This window comes from Desulfoluna sp. HI9BLuna, from assembly GCF_056829775.1.
In genome coordinates, this window is record NZ_CP186555.1 from 3,892,601 (window position 1) to 3,910,609 (window position 18,009).

The window sequence follows — 18,009 nt, forward strand, 5'->3', positions numbered from 1 at the left end:
ACCGGGGCCTAAGCTTCGTCGACGACGCAGAGGATGTCGTCCTGGCCCATGATGAGGAAGTCGTTTCCGTCGAATTTTACTTCGCTTCCGGCGTACTTGCTGAAGAGAACACGGTCGCCGACTTTCAGTTCCATGGGGATGAGGCTGCCGTCTTCTTTGGTTTTACCCTGGCCTGCGGCCACGATACGCCCTTCTGCGGGCTTCTCTTTGGCGGTGTCGGGGATGATGATGCCGCCTTTGGTGGTGGTTTGCTCTTCCAGACGTTCTACCAATACTCGGTCCTGTAACGGTCTGATTTTCATGATTCCTGTTCTCCTTTGCGCTGTATCCACGTAAATGGTGTAAGATGTTTATCTGAAGAAGAAATGTCTGGTTAAATAAACACGATATATGCCACGACACCTTAGTAGATCCACAAAAAACAGCTGCCGCCCGGCTTGTTGAAGGCCGCGCCCCCATGGGGGCGGGTGCGTTGCGTTTTTACTGTGTGACGTCCTGCAGGTGCATCATGGTTGCGTCAGAGCCTGGGGGCCCAGGCGTGGCGCCTTGCTTGAAGCCCGGCCGGCCTAAGAGCCGCCGGATGTGCTGGAACCGCCTCCCGTACTGCTGTAGGAGTCAGCGTACCATCCCCCACCCTTTAAGTGGAAGGAACTGTGGGAGATCAGTTTGCGGAGTGGTCCGGAGCATTTTTTGCACCGGGTAAGGGGCGGATCGGTCATTTTCTGGACCGCCTCTTCCACTTCACCGCATTCGGTGCATTCATACTCATAAATCGGCATGGTGGTTACCTCCTCGTCGCTTCTAAGAATCAGATCTCAAAGGCCTTGACGCCTGGGACCTGTGCGTTTGAACGTCTGAAATATAATCAGGATAAAACGCTTGTCAAGAATCCCTTTTAAAAAAAATCCCCCGGGGTATGGGCCCAGATTTATTTGCTGCAATGCCGGATCGCCCAGTGTTGGGACATAATTTTTTCAATGCCGGGAAGGCTCGTCCTTGAAAGGATCTCCCGGGTCCGGTCATGGACCAGTTTCTCTTCGGGCTCCCGCTGGGCCGTGGGCGTGGTGAAACTCTGGAGAAAACGCCCGAAGCGGATGATGTGGACCAGCTCATGCACGAAGATATAGCAGAGGAAGGGGAAGATGGAGACGTCGGTGTTGGTCTCCACCTCTTTCAGGATGGCGTGATCCTGGAGGCAGATCATGTACAGATCGAACTCCCGGGGGGCGCCCGCGTTGGGGGAAGGCACGCCCCGGTAGCGGATGACCTGGGCGAAGACATCCTGGTTCACGCGTTCCTGGTCCGTTAAGTCTTTGCCGGTCTTGACGTCAAATCGGTTTCTAAGCCATTGGCTTTCCGAGATTTTGTAATGGTCGCTCACCAGCTCCTCGGAAACGGAGACAGCCCGATTGACCAGGGTGAGTTCGTCGCTGTTGAAAAGGTGTCGGTCCATGGTCTCCTGGAAAAACATGTGGACAAAGTGAGGGTAAAGGTGATAATTTCTTGTTTTGTGTAACGCCGTAGAGTGATGAAAAGGTAAGGAAGTTACATGCTTTCCCGGGTTTACCCAGGGTGAGTGCATGATGGAAGAGACGCTCTTTTCGTGTACCTGACCGTGCAGCGTTTATGTTTCGCTCGGTTTGATTCTTCGGCGGTTACCAAAACACACATTCAATGTGATTATGATTGCATAAAATATCTCTATGAACGGAGGTGGTCTGTTGGGTAGCGTGATTAAAAAAAGGCGCAAGAAGATGCGCAAGCACAAGCATAGAAAACTGTTGGCCCGTACTCGTCATCAGCGACGCAAGGGCAAATAGGGTTTCTATCCCGATTTTGTTTAAACAGAAAAAGCACCGGCGCTTGCGCTCAGGTGCTTTTTTTGTGTCCGAGGGCCGGGCAGGCGCCGGCCTGGTAAGCGCGATGTAAGTGCACGGCCCCGAAAGGGCCGTGCACTGAGCCTGCTCTGGAGATGATCCCCTAGCGCCTCTCTTTCAGGTACTTGAGAAACTCGGAGTCCGTGGACAGGACCAGGGTGCTCTCTTTGTTGAGGGCGGTCCCGTAGACCTCCAGGGATTTGGTGAAGGAGTAGAACTCCGGATCCCGCCCGTAGGCATCGGCATAGATGCTGGTGACTTCCGCATCGGCCTTACCCTTGAGCTCCTGGGCTGTTCGATAGGCCTCGGACTCGATCTTCTTGAGTTCTTTTTCCATCTCGCCCCGGATCTTCTGGGCCTCGCCCCGGCCTTCCGACCGAAACTTCTCCACAATCTGGGTTCGCTCGGCGATCATGCGGTCGTAGACCGAATTTCGCACGTCGTCACGGTAGTTGAGCCGCTTGATCTTGACGTCCACCAGGCTGATGCCGAAGCCCTTGAGCTTCTCCCCGGCGTTTTCCATGATCTGGTGGGTGATGACGCTACGGCCCGCCTTGATGGTCTGGTTGGCTTCGTACTCCTCTCCGATCTCTCCCAGGACCAGGTCGTCCACGTTCTCCAGGCGGTTTGAGTTCCGCACCGTCTCGATGAGGTCGTAGGAGGCGATGGCGTTTTTCACCGCCGGGTCGATGATGTCCCCGATGCGGATAAGGCCGCCGCGGACGTCCCGACAGGTCTGGAAGAAGAGGACCGGGTCCACCACCTGCCAGCGGGCAAAGGTGTTGACCAGGATATAGGTCTTGTTGAGGGTGGGGATCTCACCGCTCTCCCCGTCCCACTGCTGCAGGTTTTTGGGGAAGGGGTTGACCTGGTCCACAAAGGGGAGCTTGAAGTGAAGCCCCGCGTCGGTGGTGGGTTCGCCGATGACTTTACCGAAGCGGGTGATGACCACCTGCTCGGTCTCGTCCACGGTGTAGGCGGACATGACCAGCACGGCCACGGCGGCAAAGACAAGGATCAGGGTTGAAACTGCGGTTGTTTTCATTTGGCCATCGCCTCCTTGCCCGGTCCCATGTTCAGCAGGGGAAGCAGGTTCTGCTGTTTTTCATCCACAATGTACTTCCGGCCGAGTTTGGGCAGGATCTCGCCCATTTTTTCCAGGTAGATGCGCCGGGTGGTGACATCTTTGGCCTTGGCGTACTCTTCATACAGGGAGAGGAAGCGGGAGGCGTCACCCTTGGCACGGTTGATGCGGTCCAGGGCATAGCCTTCGGCCGCCCGGATGGTGCGTTCGGCCTCGCCGCGGGCTGCGGGGATGGCTGTGTTGTAAGCTTCCCGCGCCTTGTAGATCATGGTCTCCTTCTCCTGCTGGGCCTTGTTGACCTCGTTGAAGGAGGGCTGGACCGGTCCCGGCACGTTGGTCTTTTTCATCTCGATGGTGGAGATGGTGATGCCGGTCTTGGCCTCGTTGAGTTCCCTCTGGAGTCTCTCCTTGGCCGCCATGGCGATTTCGTCACGCTTGATGATCACCTCGTTGATGGTGCGGTCCCCCACCACCAGACGCATGGACGCTTCGGCCATGTCCCGCAGCAGGTTCTCGGGCTGATCCACCTCAAAGAGGTATTTCACCGGATCTTCAATGCGGTACTGCACCAGCCAGGGCACGAGGCCCACATTGAGGTCGCCGGTGAGCATTAGGGATACATCGTCCCTGGGCGTCACGCCGGGCCGACCGGAATATTGGTTTTCGGTGAAACCGAACTCCTCTTTCCGGATGATGTCGACGTTGACCTTGGTGAGTTTTTCGATGCCGATGGGCAGCTTCAGGTGAAGGCCGGGCAGGGTCTGGCGGGAGTACTGCCCGAACCGCTGAATAACGCCCACTTCACCGACACCGATGGTGTAGATCATGGATTTGCCGAAAAATAGAAGAAAAAGAACGATGAGGATCAGTCCGCCGGGGAGCCTGAAGTTTCTAAACTGATTCATCAGGTCATCCAACTGCGGGGGGTTGGGGCCGTCACCGCCCGATCCTCCGCCGCCACCGAAGGGTTTTTTCTGACTCTGTTGTTCTCTGAGTTTGTCCCAGTCCCAATTCATAGTGGTTCCTGTGGTTTGTGATTGCAGATTCGTGAAGGGTCTCATGCCGAAGGCACACTGTTAAAAATCTAATAAAATGCGTGAAAACTTTCAAGGATCAAAGTGGAAACTCGCATAAAGTTGCGACAGGGACCACACCGGAGGTTGACAGGCAGGGGCAGGTATGTTGAATCTTCGAGCCATGAAACGACATGGAAAAAAAGACGGGGCCACCCATGTGGGGGATCTCCTGTCACAACAGTTGGGCTCTTTGACCCAGCGTGCGGACCTTGAACTGCTCTCCCTCTGGAAGACCTGGACCGAGGCCGTGGGCGAAGAGGTGGCGCGCCACACCCGCCCCAAGGCGTTCAAAGGGACCCTTTTGCTTGTCACCGTGGACAGCTCTGTGTGGATTCACCACCTGTCCATGATGAAAGACGAGATCGTGGCCAGGATCAACGCACAGCTCGGGGAGGACACCCTTCGGGAGATCCGTTTTTCCATCGGCCACGTGGCGGAGGATGAGCGTGGGTGACACCGAGCTCACCGCAGACACCCTCTTTGACGGCGAGCTGGTCCTCTATCAGGAGAAGAGGGGGTACCGGTTCTCCATGGACTCGGTGCTGCTGGCCCATTTTGCCGAGGCCGGAGACGCGGAATCCCTCCTGGACCTGGGGTGTGGCTGCGGGGTGATGCCCCTGGTCCTGGCGTGTCGGTACCCCGGCCTGAAACAGGTGGTGGGGGTGGAGCTCCAGGCCTCCCTTGCCCGCCTTGCCCGGCGAAACGCTCTGGAAAACAACTTCTCCCATCGGGCCTTCATCCACCATGCCGACATGCGCCGGTGCCAGGGGCCTTATCCCGGTGGCCCCTTTGACCTGGTGATCAGCAATCCGCCCTACACCCCTTTGGGCCGTGGCCGCCTCAACCCCCGGGACCAGAAAGCCATCGCCCGCCATGAGGTAAGCCTCTCCCTTCCCCAGCTCTTGGATGCAGCCTTTGCCAACCTGTCGCCCTCCGGGACCTTTCACCTGGTCTATCCGGCGGAGCGGTGCGAAGAGGTGCTGGCGGCCGCGCAACAGAAAAAACTCTACCCCCTGCGGCTCCGCATGGTCAGTTCCCATGCCGGTGCGCCCCCCAAACGCCTGCTTCTCTCCCTTGGCAGGCTTCCCGGATCCTTCCACACCCTGCCTCCCCTGACGGTCCATCAACACGACGGGACCCTGACGGATGAGGTTGATAAAATGTTTAAAAAATAGGATGGTTGATGGCGACGGGTCGTCGCTTCGACCCCTGCGGCCCTGAAGGGGCCAGCCTGTTGCCTGGTTGACAAAAGGCGTTATCCGCATGGATTTTTCGGCCCTGGCTCCAGGGTGGCTGTGAGTCGGGGAAAACGGGCATGTGCACTCAGCGTTCTAAGGAGATGGGGATGAAACGGTTGTTGACGGTTTTTTTCGTGTTGCTGGCAAGCGCGGCAGGGTGGGCGTCGGATGAGGTGACGGTACCGGAACCCCTGGCACCCTGGCAGGGGTGGGTCATGGACGGTGAGGCGCAGGTGGCCTGCCCCGGACTCAACGGGGAGAGCGACCGCGTTTTATGCCTCTGGCCGGGAACCCTTCACTTGGTGGCGGACCAGGCGCAGGGACGCTTCCGCCAGGAGGTGACCCTTTTTGCCGACGGGTTCGTGGGCCTTCCCGGGGACACCTCCCTGAGGCCCCACACGGTGACGGCCGACGGCGCCCCCATCCCCGTGACCCTGGCTGACGGCAGGCCCCGGGTCTACCTTGGGGCCGGGACCCACAGCCTTTCCGGCCGGTTCAGCTGGACCCGCCGTCCCCACGCCATCTCCGTGCCCCCCGCCACTGCCTCCGTTGCCCTGACCGTGGACGACGGTGTGGTGGAAGCCCCCTACCTTGACGGCGACCATCGCCTCTGGATGAATCGCCCACGGCAGACGCCCAGGGAGAACGACCAGCTCTCCGTGGAGGCGGCGCGGCTCTTTGCCGACGTCCTGCCCGCCACCGTCACCACACGCCTTACCCTTTCGGTCTCAGGGGGCAAGCGCCGGGAAACCCTGGAGGGGATTCTCCTGGCCGACACCTCTCCGGTCTCCCTGTCCAGTGACCTGCCTGCCCGCATGGGGGAGGACGGAAGCCTTGAAGTGGACGTGAAACCGGGAAAATGGACGGTGACCGTCACCGCGGTGTACGACGATATCCTTTCCACCCTTGCTCCCTTTGCAGCCCCTTTTGGCCCGGAGGTCTGGGTGTTCAGGCGCTCGTCCTCCATGCGGCTGGTTTCCCTGGAGGGCTTGAAACAGGTGGACCCCCACATGACCCGTCTGCCCGAGGCCTGGAAACGCTTTCCCGCGTACCTGGCGAAAAAGGACGATGTCCTTGGCGTCACCGAGGTGAGGCGGGGCCAGGGGAAGGGCGCATCGCGCCTCACCCTGGACCGGGAGGTGTGGCTCGATTTTGACGGGGGCGGGGCCACGGTGAGGGACCGGATTTCCGGTGAGCTCAATGCCCGGCGATTTGTCTCTCTTCCGGACGGGCCCTTTCAGCCCGGGCGCATCCGCCTGGACGGGCGGGACCGCATGGTGGCCGACTCCGGTCGGGACCGGTTCGGGGTGGAGGTGCAGAAAGGGGCCGTTGCCCTTGATGCCGTCTCCCGCATGGACCGGGACACCTCCCCCATGGCCCTGCCCGTGGGGTGGAACCTTGCCTTTGACCGGACCTCCATGGTGGTTCATCTGCCTGTGGGCTGGGGGATTCTGGCCGTTGCCGGGGCCGCCGTGGAGTCGGGGCGTGTGTTTCTGGATGCCTGGTCCCTCCTTGATTTTTTTCTGATTCTCGTGGTGGGGGTGGCTGCCTTTAAGCTCTGGGGACCGATTTGGGGGTGCCTCTTTGTTCCCGGCCTGGCCCTTGTGTGGCAGGAGCCCTTTTCCCCGGGCCTTCTCTGGCCGGCGGTGCTGATCACCACCGCCCTGATGCGTCTGACCGTCCAGGGTGACGGACGGCTTGCCGGCCTGTGGGGCCGGGGGGTAAGGGGGCTTCACGGAGCCGTCCTCGTCTCTCTTGTTGCCGTTTCCCTTGTGTTTGCATCCCAGCAGCTTCGCCAGGCCCTGTACCCCCAGCTGGAGCTGCGGCATGGGGGAACGTATCGCGGGGCTGGGATGGAAACGGACGGGGCTGTTCGGCCCATGGAATCCCCCATGGAGTCCATGATGCAGATGGATGAGGTCGTGTCCCGTTCCAGCCTTGCCAAAACAGAGAAAAGGGCTCGCCCGCGGATGGTCCTTCCCCCGGATGAGGGAGAGACCCAGACCGGGCCCGCTTTGCCATCCTGGCGCTGGATGCGTGTGGCCGCAGTGACGGGCCCGGCCGCCGAATCCCACAGCGTGACCCTGCACCTTGTGCCACCGAGCCTCCGGCGCGGTCTCCATGTGGTTCGGGTGGCTGTGCTGCTTCTCCTTTTGTTGCGGGTAGCCCCGGTGCCCCCCGGCGGTTTTTTCCGGCGGCAGGGGGCCCAGGCCCTGTTGCTGCTGGGTGTCTTTCTCTGCCTGCTTCCCCGGGGAGCTTTTGCCGACGCCTTTCCCCCTGCACCTCTCCTTGATGAACTCCGTTCCCGGCTCACGGAACCACCTCCCTGCGCTCCCTTCTGTGCTGCCCTGTCCCGGGCCGAGCTGACCCTGCCGCAGAAAGAGGCGGACCCGGCGCGCCTGGTGCTTCAGGTGGATGCCCAGGCCCACGTGGCTGTTCCCCTTCCGTCCGGGGACGGCAGCTGGCGCATCGCCTCGGTGGCCGATAAGCGAGGAAGAAAACGTGAGCTTCTGAAGGTGGACGGGGAAACCTGGGTGCGAGTGACCCCCGGGATCCATACCGTGGTCCTGAACGCCGAGGGTGGCGGAGGTGAGTGGACCTTCCGGTTCCCCCTTGCACCGGGGACGGTGCGGGTGGGGGGGACCAAGGGCTGGCAGGTCTCCGGGCTCACCGACACCCTCCAGGTGGACGGGGTGATCCGGGCCACCCGCATGGCCGCAGATGGGGACACGGGCAGGCCTCTTACCGGCAAAGGGCGACTGTTCAGCTGGTTCCGCGTGCAGCGCCGCATGGAGTTCGGTCTGGAGTGGCGGGTGGTGACCACCGTTACCCGCAACGGAGGGGACCTTGCCGGACCGCCGGTGGTGATGTCCCTGGATCTTTTGGCAGGGGAGGAGATCCGAACCGACCTCAAAGGCGTCAAGCGCACCGGGGACTCCGTGTCCGTGACCTTTCCCTCCGGGGTGACGAGGAGGCGATGGGAGAGCGTGCTTCCCCCGGGCACGCCCCTTGCCCTCAAGGCCCCGGACAGCGGGCGCGTGGTGGAGGCCTGGACCCTTCACCTGGATCCCATCTGGCACCTGGCCTGGAAGGGCATCGCCCCCACAGGGGGCACGGACCGAAAAGGCATGGTGTGGCTGCCCAGGCGGGGAGAGGCCGTGAACCTTTCCGTGTCGCGCTTTGCCGGTGCCGTGGGACGCACCCTCACCGTGGACCGGGCCCGTGTTACCCTTCGGCCCGGCAGGGGGGAGACCCGCATGGAACTCGAAGCGGGCATCCGCGCCTCCAAGGGGGCGGAGGTGGCGGTGACGAGCCGTTTCAACCCCAACGTCAAGGAAGTGACCGTCTCAGGAGAGCCGGTGCCCGTTCCTGAGGAGGGCGGGGCCCTTACCGTACCCGTGGACCCGGGAGAATCCGAGGTCCGGGTCTCCTGGCGAGCCTCCGATACAAAAGGCTTTTCCCTGTTCAGTCTGCTGGTACCACGCAAAACTGCCATGCCCGATCTCTCCCTGGGCCGCAGCACCTCAAACATCGACCTGATCATGCACCTGTCAAGGGATCGATGGATCCTCTGGACCCAAGGGCCCGTGCTGGGCCCTGCCGTGCTGATGTGGAGCATCGTGGCCCTGGTGATCCTGGCTGGGGCCCTGTTGGGGCGGGTCCCCTTTTCGCCCCTGTCCGGTACCGAGTGGGCCCTTCTGGGGCTGGGGCTTGTGACCCGCAGCCTGCCCGCCGTGGTGATGGCCGCCGGGTGGTTTTTCGCCCTGGAGGTCAGGCGGCGCAAACGGCCTTCAAAGCGCCTGGTGTTTAACGGCATGCAGCTTGGCCTTGTGGCCTGGGGCGTGCTGGTGGTGCTGGTCCTCTTTGAGGCGGTGAGAGCAGGACTCCTGGGGATCCCGGACATGCAGGTGTCCGGCAACGGCTCCACCGCCATCTTGCTGCGCTGGACCGTGGACCGGGTGGCCGGGGCCTTCCCCGAACCGGCCGTCTGGACCCTGCCGGTGTGGAGCTTTCGACTGGTGATGCTTGCCTGGTCCCTCTGGCTGGCCCTGAAGGTGGTGGGATGGGGCCGATGGGCCGCAGGCTCCCTGGGGGAAGGCGGGTTTTGGATGAGCAGGCCCGAAAAAAAGAAAGATCCGGAAGCGCCCGCCGCCGATGCGGAACATCCCGAGTCGTAACGCCAAGGCTTTTATTGCCAATGCTGGCCTCAATGGCAAGCCCCGGCGGCCCTGCCGCAGGGGCAACGCATTTAAACATTCAGTTGCCTCCGGCTGGTCGCTTTTTGGAAAAAGCTCCGCAAAAACTTTCCGGTAATCCAGTTGCTTGTCTTCAGCTCCGCAGGGGCTGAAGATAAGCGTCCGAACGTTTTGCCCCCGGTAGGGACCCCGGAATCCTTCCGGTTAAAGTCAAGCGAATCCCACATGCCCTTTATGGTGTTTCCAGAAGAATGAAATAGGTTTCTCCTGCAAAAACGGTTGCCACATGTCACACATCAGGCGAATGCCCCGAAATCGTTTGAAGGATGTCTGCTCCCATGCATTCGCCACAGGGTTTCCAGGTGCCCCCACCTGGCCGCCGGAGGCTGGTTTTTTCGCCCGTTTTAACCATGGAAGGCCCCTGTTTGTTTGATCGGGATATAAAAAAAAGCCCCCTTCGATCTGACTCGAAGGGGGCTTTTTTTTGAAATCTGAAGACACGGGGTGTTCAGCGGTGGTCGTTGATCCTGTCCCGAAGAACCGATGAGCATTTGAAGGTGACGACCTTTCTCTTTTCCAGCATCATGTCGTCTCCCGTGGCCGGGTTGCGCCCTTTTCGTGCGCCTTTTTCTTTGACGCAGAACTTTCCGAACCCGCTGACCAGGACGTCTTCTCCTGACCCGATGGTGTCTTTGATGATTTCAATCAGGGTCTCCACAAGATCACTGCTGCGTTTCCTCGAATACCCTATGCTTTCCTGAACTTGATCCACAATGTTCGTCTTCGTAAGTGCCATTGTCGGTGCTCCCGCAAGATATTTCCAAAACTTGATGTTCCAAGGGTTGCGTGCAAAACAGTTATTCTTTATATGGGTAATTTTAATGAAAATCAAGAGTGTTACGGTGGGGAAGCACGTTTTTTTTACTGAAGGGCACGTCAGCATGCTTACCAATTCCCGCTGACTTCACCTGACAATGGGCCGCGAGGATCTATCATGGTTACCACGGGTTCCCGTGGGAGGATCGGTAAATCCGGCGCATCTCCTCAATGACTCCATGGTCGGGAGCGTAAGGGAGGTGGGGGCTTCCCGGGGTGGGAAGGGAAAACCTGGCTCCCTCGGGGAGTGCGTCCCTGCGCATGCGGCAGGCTTCCATCAGGAGGGGCTCCATGTTGACGGTGTCCGCTACGTTGTAGGCCAGAAGGGTCTCCAGGTAGCGCCGCTCCCCGGTCCGTTTGTAACGGTCCCACATCACCACGGCAGAAGAGCCGTCCACACCGGCCAGGTCCGTGCGACCCATGCCGAGGGTCTCTTCGCAGCGCTTGAGGCCGCCTTTGATGCCCAGGCTCCCCAGGACGTAGCGCAGGTCGATGTGGGCCATCTCCATGGGAATCCCTAAAACGCGTCGGATGACGGGGATGTCAAAGCATTTTCCGTTGTAGGTCACCACGGTGGTGAAGGGGGACACAGCCTCCCCGAAGTCGGCAAGGTTCTCTCCGTTGACGTAGGTCCGTACGGTGTTGCCGTCGTAGAGGGCGATGGTGGTGATATCACACCAGGGACCGTCCCCCGTGGTTTCGATGTCAAGGTAGCAGGTGGTCTCTTGAAAGCCCGGAAAGAGTCGCCAGGCCTCCCCGGCGGGCATGAGCCCCTCGAAGTGGAGGAGGTCGCCCTCTTCATAGCGGCGGCGGGAGGTGCGGATGCCCGGAAGCACGGTGCCGGGCATGGGAAGTTTTTCCCCCCGTTCGTGGGCCTCCTCGTAGAGAGACCAGGTGGTGATTCCCCGGTGCCAGAGCTTCTCTTCGGTGGCTTTGCCCACCCCCTGCATGTGGATGAAACTGTGTTGAATCACGGAAATTCCTTTAATATGTTGACAATGATCTTGCCGGGTTATTATGTTTCCTGTGCCATGACGGCTGGCAGCTTGCCATGCCCTTGCCGGACGTTTTCCGGTGGTGGCGGCTATGCCGTTTCACTCCGAAAGGAGCCGACCTACGACCCATCCATGGGTCAGCCCACCATAAACATCATATTTTCACCAACCTGACAAGGAGTCGTTATGCAGGGACACCCCGTCTCAGAAAGCCGTGTGATCCTCTCCCATCTCATGCTGCCCCAGGACGCCAACCCGGCGGGAAACGTCCACGGCGGCGTGATCATGAAGTACATCGACAACGCTGCAGGGGTGGTGGCCACGCGCCACTCCCGCACCAACTGCGTCACCGCCTCCATCGACCGCCTGGATTTTTTCAAGCCCATGTTCATCGGGGAGCTGCTCACCTTGAAGGCGAGCCTCAACATGGTGGGGAGTACCTCCATGGAGATCGGAGTGCGCGTGGAAGGGGAGAACCTTTTGACCGGTGAGAAAAAGCACGTGGCCAGCGCGTACCTCACCTTTGTGGCCCTCTACGCCGAGGACTCCAAGGTGAAAAAGTTGCTCCCCGTGCTCCCGGAGACCCCGGAGGACAGCCGCCGAAACGAAGAGGCCCGTTACCGAAGGGCCCATCGTTTAGAGGAGAAGCAGCGCATGCTGGCCCGCCAGGAGAAGGCGGGCTCCTGAGTCAGTCCGCGTCAAATGTTTCGATGTATTTTTTTGCAGTGCGCCGGTCCAGCCCCGTGATGCGGGCCACGTCGCCGTAGGTGCCGTACCGCCTGTAGAGCATGGCGCAATAGGTGCACGTCAGGGCCTTCAGGTCCATCTCCCCGTTGCGGATTCCCCGGGCAAGGGCCTCGGTGAGGGAGGTGTCGTCCGTATCCCGGGAGAGGAGGTAGCTCTTCTTGATGAGGACCCTTCGGGTGCACTGCTCCAGCTCCCGGACGTTGCCGGGCCAGGGGTAGTGGGGGCCGAGCTGGCGGTGGATGACCTCCAGGACCATGTCCGTGTACTCGGGGGATGCCTTGCCCACCATGCGGGTCACCGTGTGGTTCAGAAGGGTGGTGAGCTCCTCGGGGTCCTCTTCGATGCGGACCCGCAACGGAGGCACGGTGATGATGTCCGAGCAGAGCCGGTAGAAAAAATCGTCCCGGAACCCCCCGCTGCCCGTGATCTCTTCAAAGGGGCGGTTGGTGGCGGCGATGACCCGGCCGTTGAACCGGGTCTTGAGGTGGCTGCCCACCGGGGTGAACTCGCGTTCCTGGAGCACCTGGAGGAGCTTGATCTGGGTGTGGGCCGGGATTTCGCCCAGCTCGTCCAGAAAGATGGCCCCGTTGGGGCTGCACCGTTCCAAAACCCCTTTGTGGTCCTCCACGGCCCCTGTGAAGGCCCCTTTCTTGTGGCCGAAAAGTTCCGACTCCAACAGGGTCTCCGGGTACTGGGAGAGGTTCAGGGAGACAAAGGTGCGGGTAAAGCTTTCGGTGAAGGTTTTGCGTTCCGGGTCAAAGGGGATGTAGCCGCTTCGGCCGATGGCGATGGCAGCCGTGCCCTTGCCCGTGCCGGTCTCTCCCAGAAGCAGGGTGGAAAAATCCTCCATGCGGTTGATGAGGTAGCGGGCGTAAAGGCCGATATCGTGGGTGAAGACGTTGTTCCAGAGGTCGCGCCGAAGGTTGCGCATGGCCCGGCTCTCCCCCACCAGGGAGTCCCGGATCAAAAGAAAGGCGCGCCGGAGCTGGTAACACAGGGCCATGTAGTGGCAGAACTGGTCTGTGGAGAACCCCCGGTCCTGGAAAAAAGCCCGGGCCTCGTCGGCAAAGGGGACGGGCAGGGAGGTGTCCCCTGCCTCCACCTGGCGGTGGATCAGGGCGTCGAACCGCTCCCGGAAAAGATAGAAAAATTCAAAGACCAGGGCGTTCTCCACAAGGGTTTTGTCTTTTTTCTCCACCCGGTCGATGCGGGGGCGACCCGACGGCTCAAGGGCCTCCAGCCGGGCGCTGACCTCTCGGATGGTCTCATCAATGAGGCTCTCCACACGGGCACCGGGAAAGAGCCCTGCGATGCGGGTGTCGATGGCCTCCCGCTCCTCGGCAAAGGGGTTGGCGTAGATGGCTTCACTGACCAGGGCGAAGAAGATGCGTTGGGTGTCGGTAAGCCGGATCATGGGCTCTCCTCAGGTGGCGCGGCTGTGCATGAAAGGCACATGGATGACCTTGCGTTGATTTCGGTTGATATGGATGGTACACAAACCATCTGAGTGTGCCCTTGAACCCATGCCAGAGTAAAGGCAAATTTTCGCTCGGCATCCGATGCCCGGCCCTTCGTCCATCCTTCATGACATGCATTGGGAGACCCCTATGATGATGCCCCGCGAAGACATATCCCCCGACATCCACCAGAAAAAACTGGCCCGGCGCTTCAGCTCGGTGTGGCTCATCGGTCCACCCATGGGAGACGAACTGCAAGCCTTGGTCTGCCATCTTTTTGACCCGGAAGAGGCCCGGGTGGCCCTGGGCCTCCCCTCCTATGTACCCAAAGGGCTCAAGGCCGTTGCCCGGCGTGCGCAGATGGCCGAGGCAGAGGCCCTTCCCGTCCTGGAACGCCTTGCCGCGCGGCGGGTGATCTATGGCGGGTCGTCCGGGTATTCTCTTATGCCCCTGATCCCGGGGATCTTCGAGTATTTTCTCATGAACGGCAAAGAGACCCCCATGCACCGGGGCTTTGGAGATCGCATCACCCGGCTCTTCGGCACGGGGTATGTGAAGGATTTCTTAGGCTGGGTCCGGGCCCCTGCCATCCGCAATATCCCCATCGAGGAGCATGTGTCCCACCAGCAGACCGTGGCCGACGCCGACCTGGTGGAAAAACTCCTGGCCGCCCACGACACCTTTGCTATCCTGAACGTCTGCCAGTGCCGACAGTCCGTGGCCTTTGCCGGCGGCCGCTGCAAACGGGCCCGGGTGGAGGACGGCTGCCTGCTCTTCGGCTCCTTTGCCGAAGGCGTGGTGCCCCAGGGCACCGGGTACCACGTCACCCGCGAGGAGATGCGGGCCGTGATCCGGGAACGCTGGGAGAGAAACCTCGTGCTGCTCACCGCCAATGTCTCCCACGAAAGCCCCAACGCCATTTGCACCTGCTGCGACTGCTGCTGCCATGGCCTGGAGACCATCAACCACTTCGGCGGCATGGCCCTCATGGCCGAGCCCCGCTTCAAGGCCGTGGTGGATGCCAAAGCCTGCACGAACTGCGGTCGCTGCCTGCGCCCCTGCAACACCCGCGCTCACACCATCGAAAACAAAGAACACCGCTACGACCCCACCCGGTGCATCGGCTGCGCCGCTTGCCTCTCCGCCTGCCCGGAAGGGGCCATCTCCCTGGAACCCAACCCCCTGTACATCCCCCCTTCGGAAAGCTTTACCCGCCTTTTCCTCCGGCTGAGCCCCAAGGTGGTCGCCTTCGGTGCCCGCGCTTTTCTGGTTCGGCTGAAGGCGAGATTCTAACGGTTCAGTTTGCCTTAAAAAGCGTGCCTCCGGCGGCAAGGTGGGGGCACCTTGAAACCCTATGGCGAATGCATGGATGCAGTCATCATGCAAACGTTTTCGGAGCATTCGCTTGATGTGTGATGTCTGGCAACCGCTTTTTCATGATAGGCCCATTTCATTTTTCTGGAAATACGATGAGTGGTATTGGGTAATTGATTGATTTTAATTAGAAAACTATTACGAGTCGCTTTTTTGAAACAAAGCTCCGCAAATAAAGCGAAAAAGTCGAATGTATCCCTGCGAAGCCTGGAAAGTCTTGTTTTAAATCTGTTTGTTTAACTTTTTAAACGTTTAGCCCCCGGCAGGGCCGCCGGAGGCGTTTATTATTTATCTTTTGAGTGTTCCAGGGCGTGCCAGATGGAGTGGACGTTGTAGTTCCACCTGGGAAGGATGAGGGTGATGAGAATGGACTCCACGGTGGAGGCCAGGTGGAGGATGGCGGAGAACCGGAAGGGGCCGCTCATGTCCTGGGTGTAGAGGAGGACGAGCAGGGAGATGGAGAGGAGCAGGGTGGCGCTTTTGGAGGTCCATGTGTGATAGCTTGGGGTTCTGCCGAACTTGACGTAGCCGCAGGTGAGCTGGGCAAAGCTCCCCACCAGCACGATCATGAAGTAGCGCAGTTCCGCCTCCAGGAGATGGGGCCAGAGCCACCAGATGCAGGGCAGGACCGCCAGGGCCAGGAGGAAGTCGGCCATGCTGTCGAGCTTGGCGCCCAGTTCCGTGGTGTGCTTGAGCATGCGTGCAATGGCACCGTCAAAAAGGTCTGAGATCAGGGCAGAGGTGAGGAAGGCCAGGAAAGGGCGTTCTTCTCCGTTCCAGGCAAACCAGAGGATTACCGGTGAACAGGCGAGCCGGAAGAGGCTCAGGGTGTTGGGGACGGCATATAGGATCGTTCGTGCTATCTTTCCAGCCATACGTGGGTGTGCTCCGAGTGAGAATCTGAGGAAAAGTCCCAATGGCAGGGCTTTTGCATTGTTCTTTGAACAATGTACACTTCATATCACCGCAGGTTCCCCTTCGCAAGGAGGATATCCACGAAAAGGTTTGTGTGCGATCTTTTTTTGTGTTCCCGGCCGGGGCAGGGAACATCTGATGGGGTTCGCAGGTGATTGAAATATGTTTTTGTTCATAGTACCACTATACCCATTCGTCTTTCAGGCTGTCCACGGAAGCTGACCTTCGGGTAATCCCGGCGGGACACCCTCCGTCAGCCATCAAGGGGCTTTGGATCCCACGCATGGATTATGGAAACGGCGGCCCCCCGGGATTTCCGGGCCGCACGTTCGATGCGCGGGCTGTTACCATGCCGTTTTTCCGTGGCCCCCAACCCGTGATTTGGAGACCGTCATGTCCCCCATCCGAGACATCTGCATTACCGGCACCGACACCGATGTCGGAAAGAGCGTCCTTTCACTTCTGGTGATGAAAATCCTTCGCGCCCAGGGCCTGGATCCCCTTTACCTGAAACCCTTTCAGACCGGTTGCCACAGCCCCACGCATCCGTACAGCGACCCCTCCTTTGTGCTCACCCTCATGGGCGGGCGTGACGAAGCCAAGGATTCTGTCCTCTACTGCTTCCGGGAAGCCAAGGCTCCCTATTTCGCGGCCCGGGAAGAGGGGAAAAAGATCGACCCCGAGGCGTTCAAGACCTTTATTCAGGAAAAGAGGGCCCTGGGCCGCCCCCTGGTGGTGGAAGGGGCTGGCGGTGCCCTGGTGCCGGTGACCGAGCGTTTGAACGTCATCGACCTCCTGGCCGAAGAAAAATTTATCCATGTTGTTGCCGCCCGCGCAGGCCTTGGGACCATCAACCACACCCTGCTTACCCTGGAGGCCATGGCCAGCCGGGGCATCACCCACCCCTTCGTGGTCTTCATCGACCGGGACGGCTCTACAGAGCCGGTGATGATCGCAGAGCACATGGAGGCCGTGGCCCGCATTACGGGTATTCGTCCCGTGGCGTCCATCGGGCGCATGTGCTGCATCGAGACCGAGGCCGACGCCATGGCCGAGCGCCTGCTTCCCCTGGTGCGGGCCCTGGGGCTGGAAGCGGAATGAGCCGGAGTCCTTATGCGTCCACGGTGACGGTGGGAGAGGCGGTGCCTTCGGGGACCCCCATCCTGGCGTTTCTGGAAGCGCGCTTTCCTGCCGTGTCTTCGGACGTCTGGGAAGCGCGCTTAGACTCCGGTCTCGTCACCGATGAAAAGGGCGCGGCCCTTACCCGGGATGCCGTGGTCTCCCCCCTGATGGTGCTGCGCTACTATCGGGAGGTGGCCCATGAAGATCCCATCCCCTTTGCCGAAGAGGTGGTTCATGTGGATGATCACCTCATCGTTGCCTGCAAGCCCCACTTTCTGCCCGTGATCCCTGCCGGTAAATTCGTCAACGAGACCCTTCTTACCCGGTTACGGAACCGCTTCGACAACCCGGAGTTGATCCCCGTAAACCGCATTGATCGCGAGACCGCAGGCCTGGTGCTTTTTTCCAGGCAAAAAGAGACCCGCGGGCTCTACCAGGGGCTGTTCATGGAAAAAAAGGTGAGCAAGGTCTACGAGGCCCTCTCCCTGAGCCGCCCGGAGGTCGTCGGCCCCTTTCATGTGACGAACCGACTCGTCAAGGGAGATCCCTGGTTCCGCATGGCCGTAGGGGAGGGGCCCTGCAACGCCGAGTCCACCATTAAACTTATGGAACCAAAGGGGGCGGGCGGACTGTTCCGTATCTCCCCTGTCACCGGCAAGAAACACCAGGTACGCCTCCATATGTGCGCCATCGGCGCCCCCATTGAAAACGATCGCCTCTACCCGGACCTCCTGGAAGAGGCCCCGCCCGATTTTGAGCGCCCCTTGAAGCTCTTGGCCAAAGAGGTGCGTTTCATCGACCCCGTCACCCAGACACCACGCCGTTTTATCTCGCCAAGATCCCTTGATTGACTGTGTGCACCGAGGCAACAACCAGCGCCCATGGGGAATGCCTATCTGTTAACCCTGTACGGAGACGCAGTTGACAGCTCGGGGGATATGGCTGTATAACGGGCCTTTAAATACAACCAAGGCCCTGTGGCCCGGGGCAAACGCCAGCCGGGCAGCATGCGCAACCGAGACGGTTTTTTGCGGGGCTTTTTATTCAAGGAA

General features: G+C 60.3%; 17 protein-coding genes. 8 read left to right on the forward strand and 9 right to left on the reverse strand.

Annotation, left to right across the window (positions count from 1 at the left end; translation table 11 throughout):
* Window positions 1-8: 8 nt before the first annotated feature.
* From groES to ACOYW0_RS15730, 3 genes are all read right to left on the reverse strand, one after another.
* The gene (gene groES / locus ACOYW0_RS15720) at window positions 9-302 is read right to left on the reverse strand and encodes a co-chaperone GroES (protein WP_092207912.1); all 294 of its coding nucleotides are present in this window, start codon (window positions 300-302) and stop codon (window positions 9-11) included.
* A 264-nt stretch (window positions 303-566) separates the two neighbouring features.
* Complete coding sequence (locus ACOYW0_RS15725; protein ID WP_180137112.1) at window positions 567-779, reverse strand: FmdB family zinc ribbon protein; 213 nt, start codon at window positions 777-779, stop codon at window positions 567-569.
* Between the two features lie 149 nt (window positions 780-928).
* Complete coding sequence (locus ACOYW0_RS15730; RefSeq protein ID WP_482414779.1) at window positions 929-1,453, reverse strand: hypothetical protein; 525 nt, start codon at window positions 1,451-1,453, stop codon at window positions 929-931.
* A 268-nt stretch (window positions 1,454-1,721) separates the two neighbouring features.
* Between ACOYW0_RS15730 and ACOYW0_RS15735 the strand changes: the two genes are divergently transcribed.
* The gene (locus ACOYW0_RS15735; RefSeq protein WP_073474648.1) at window positions 1,722-1,820 is read left to right on the forward strand and encodes a 30S ribosomal protein bS22; all 99 of its coding nucleotides are present in this window, start codon (window positions 1,722-1,724) and stop codon (window positions 1,818-1,820) included.
* A 160-nt stretch (window positions 1,821-1,980) separates the two neighbouring features.
* Here ACOYW0_RS15735 and hflC read toward each other — a convergent pair whose 3' ends face one another.
* Window positions 1,981-2,922 (reverse strand): protease modulator HflC, encoded by a 942-nt coding sequence (hflC, locus tag ACOYW0_RS15740; protein ID WP_482414780.1) that lies wholly within the window; start codon window positions 2,920-2,922, stop codon window positions 1,981-1,983.
* Window positions 2,919-3,866, reverse strand: a complete 948-nt coding sequence (gene hflK / locus ACOYW0_RS15745) for an FtsH protease activity modulator HflK (protein ID WP_482414781.1) — start codon at window positions 3,864-3,866, stop codon at window positions 2,919-2,921. Before hflK ends, hflC begins: the two co-directional genes overlap by 4 nt.
* 274 nt (window positions 3,867-4,140) lie before the next feature.
* Here hflK and ACOYW0_RS15750 point away from each other — a divergent pair, with 274 nt between their 5' ends.
* The 3 genes from ACOYW0_RS15750 (at window position 4,141) to ACOYW0_RS15760 (ending at window position 9,453) form a co-directional block, all read left to right on the forward strand.
* Window positions 4,141-4,491, forward strand: coding sequence for a DciA family protein (locus tag ACOYW0_RS15750; RefSeq protein WP_482414782.1), 351 nt, complete (start codon window positions 4,141-4,143; stop codon window positions 4,489-4,491).
* On the forward strand, window positions 4,484-5,212 hold the full coding sequence (locus ACOYW0_RS15755; protein WP_482414783.1) for a tRNA1(Val) (adenine(37)-N6)-methyltransferase: 729 nt from the start codon (window positions 4,484-4,486) through the stop codon (window positions 5,210-5,212). Before ACOYW0_RS15750 ends, ACOYW0_RS15755 begins: the two co-directional genes overlap by 8 nt.
* 170 nt (window positions 5,213-5,382) lie before the next feature.
* Complete coding sequence (locus ACOYW0_RS15760; protein ID WP_482414784.1) at window positions 5,383-9,453, forward strand: hypothetical protein; 4,071 nt, start codon at window positions 5,383-5,385, stop codon at window positions 9,451-9,453.
* A 526-nt stretch (window positions 9,454-9,979) separates the two neighbouring features.
* Here the strand turns inward: ACOYW0_RS15760 and ACOYW0_RS15765 are convergent.
* Both ACOYW0_RS15765 and ACOYW0_RS15770 read right to left on the reverse strand, forming a co-directional pair.
* The gene (locus ACOYW0_RS15765; RefSeq protein WP_180137105.1) at window positions 9,980-10,267 is read right to left on the reverse strand and encodes an integration host factor subunit alpha; all 288 of its coding nucleotides are present in this window, start codon (window positions 10,265-10,267) and stop codon (window positions 9,980-9,982) included.
* Window positions 10,268-10,469: 202 nt separating this feature from the next.
* Complete coding sequence (locus ACOYW0_RS15770) at window positions 10,470-11,321, reverse strand: ribonuclease H-like domain-containing protein (protein WP_482414785.1); 852 nt, start codon at window positions 11,319-11,321, stop codon at window positions 10,470-10,472.
* Between the two features lie 207 nt (window positions 11,322-11,528).
* Between ACOYW0_RS15770 and ACOYW0_RS15775 the strand changes: the two genes are divergently transcribed.
* Window positions 11,529-12,029 (forward strand): acyl-CoA thioesterase, encoded by a 501-nt coding sequence (locus ACOYW0_RS15775; RefSeq protein ID WP_482414786.1) that lies wholly within the window; start codon window positions 11,529-11,531, stop codon window positions 12,027-12,029.
* 1 nt (window position 12,030) lies between these two features.
* On the opposite strand, the gene ACOYW0_RS15780 is transcribed toward ACOYW0_RS15775, so the two are convergent.
* Window positions 12,031-13,503, reverse strand: coding sequence for a sigma-54-dependent transcriptional regulator (locus ACOYW0_RS15780; protein ID WP_482414787.1), 1,473 nt, complete (start codon window positions 13,501-13,503; stop codon window positions 12,031-12,033).
* Window positions 13,504-13,696: 193 nt separating this feature from the next.
* On the opposite strand from ACOYW0_RS15780, the gene ACOYW0_RS15785 reads away from it, so the two are divergent.
* Window positions 13,697-14,839, forward strand: coding sequence for an ATP-binding protein (locus tag ACOYW0_RS15785; protein ID WP_482414788.1), 1,143 nt, complete (start codon window positions 13,697-13,699; stop codon window positions 14,837-14,839).
* Window positions 14,840-15,204: 365 nt separating this feature from the next.
* Here the strand turns inward: ACOYW0_RS15785 and ACOYW0_RS15790 are convergent, their stop codons facing one another.
* Window positions 15,205-15,795, reverse strand: coding sequence for a CDP-alcohol phosphatidyltransferase family protein (locus ACOYW0_RS15790; protein ID WP_482414789.1), 591 nt, complete (start codon window positions 15,793-15,795; stop codon window positions 15,205-15,207).
* Between the two features lie 433 nt (window positions 15,796-16,228).
* On the opposite strand from ACOYW0_RS15790, the gene bioD reads away from it, so the two are divergent.
* Both bioD and ACOYW0_RS15800 read left to right on the forward strand, forming a co-directional pair.
* Complete coding sequence (gene bioD, locus ACOYW0_RS15795) at window positions 16,229-16,936, forward strand: dethiobiotin synthase (RefSeq protein WP_180137099.1); 708 nt, start codon at window positions 16,229-16,231, stop codon at window positions 16,934-16,936.
* Entirely contained in the window at window positions 16,933-17,808 is an 876-nt protein-coding gene (locus tag ACOYW0_RS15800; protein ID WP_482414790.1) for a pseudouridine synthase, read from the forward strand. The genes bioD and ACOYW0_RS15800 overlap by 4 nt, the downstream gene beginning before the upstream one ends.
* Window positions 17,809-18,009 lie beyond the last annotated feature (201 nt).

Excerpts from the sequence above, each read along its gene's own strand:
- ACOYW0_RS15765 (WP_180137105.1), bottom strand. The coding sequence starts at position 10,267 with ATGGCACTTACGAAGACGAACATTGTGGATCAAGTTCAGGAAAGCATA.
- ACOYW0_RS15725 (WP_180137112.1), bottom strand. The coding sequence starts at position 779 with ATGCCGATTTATGAGTATGAATGCACCGAATGCGGTGAAGTGGAAGAG.
- groES (WP_092207912.1), bottom strand. The coding sequence starts at position 302 with ATGAAAATCAGACCGTTACAGGACCGAGTATTGGTAGAACGTCTGGAA.
- ACOYW0_RS15780 (WP_482414787.1), bottom strand. The coding sequence starts at position 13,503 with ATGATCCGGCTTACCGACACCCAACGCATCTTCTTCGCCCTGGTCAGT.
- bioD (WP_180137099.1), top strand. The coding sequence starts at position 16,229 with ATGTCCCCCATCCGAGACATCTGCATTACCGGCACCGACACCGATGTC.
- hflC (WP_482414780.1), bottom strand. The coding sequence starts at position 2,922 with ATGAAAACAACCGCAGTTTCAACCCTGATCCTTGTCTTTGCCGCCGTG.
- ACOYW0_RS15790 (WP_482414789.1), bottom strand. The coding sequence starts at position 15,795 with ATGGCTGGAAAGATAGCACGAACGATCCTATATGCCGTCCCCAACACC.
- ACOYW0_RS15800 (WP_482414790.1), top strand. The coding sequence starts at position 16,933 with ATGAGCCGGAGTCCTTATGCGTCCACGGTGACGGTGGGAGAGGCGGTG.
- ACOYW0_RS15730 (WP_482414779.1), bottom strand. The coding sequence starts at position 1,453 with ATGGACCGACACCTTTTCAACAGCGACGAACTCACCCTGGTCAATCGG.
- ACOYW0_RS15750 (WP_482414782.1), top strand. The coding sequence starts at position 4,141 with ATGTTGAATCTTCGAGCCATGAAACGACATGGAAAAAAAGACGGGGCC.
- ACOYW0_RS15775 (WP_482414786.1), top strand. The coding sequence starts at position 11,529 with ATGCAGGGACACCCCGTCTCAGAAAGCCGTGTGATCCTCTCCCATCTC.
- ACOYW0_RS15785 (WP_482414788.1), top strand. The coding sequence starts at position 13,697 with ATGATGATGCCCCGCGAAGACATATCCCCCGACATCCACCAGAAAAAA.
- hflK (WP_482414781.1), bottom strand. The coding sequence starts at position 3,866 with ATGAATCAGTTTAGAAACTTCAGGCTCCCCGGCGGACTGATCCTCATC.
- ACOYW0_RS15760 (WP_482414784.1), top strand. The coding sequence starts at position 5,383 with ATGAAACGGTTGTTGACGGTTTTTTTCGTGTTGCTGGCAAGCGCGGCA.